Source organism: Xanthomonas cannabis pv. cannabis, assembly GCF_000802365.1.
GTDB classification, from domain to species: domain Bacteria; phylum Pseudomonadota; class Gammaproteobacteria; order Xanthomonadales; family Xanthomonadaceae; genus Xanthomonas; species Xanthomonas cannabis.
In genome coordinates this window covers 1-375 of the sequence record NZ_JSZE01000226.1, presented here as the reverse complement: position 1 = coordinate 375, position 375 = coordinate 1, and the positions used below count along the sequence as shown (strand labels likewise).

1 protein-coding gene is annotated in these 375 nt (G+C 69.1%); it reads left to right on the top strand.

The features are described 5' to 3' along the window. Positions 1–375: autotransporter-associated beta strand repeat-containing protein (locus OZ10_RS20195; protein WP_139051382.1), on the top strand; the 375-nt coding region annotated here is incomplete at both ends.

Genomic DNA, 375 nt, shown 5'->3' with positions numbered 1-375 from the left:
GTGGGCGTGCAGGGCACCCAGGGCATCACCGGCATGCAGTTCATCACCGACGGCTATGTGCTCGGCGACGGCGGAGCAGGCGCGCTGAGCGCCAATGCCGCCACCACCATCATCCGGGTGGATCCCGGTGTCACCGGCACGATCGATGTCGCCATCGGCGGCACCGGCGCGCTCCAGAAACTCGACACCGGCACCCTGGTCCTGGATGCAGCCAACAGCTACACCGGTGGCACCGCGCTCGGCGGCGGCACGCTGGTGCTGGGCGATGCGCAGGCGCTGGGCACGGGGACCCTGACGGCTGCCGCCGGCACCAACCTCGATAGCAATCAGGCATTGGTGGTGGGCAATGCAGTGGTGCTGGACGGCGCGGTGAAT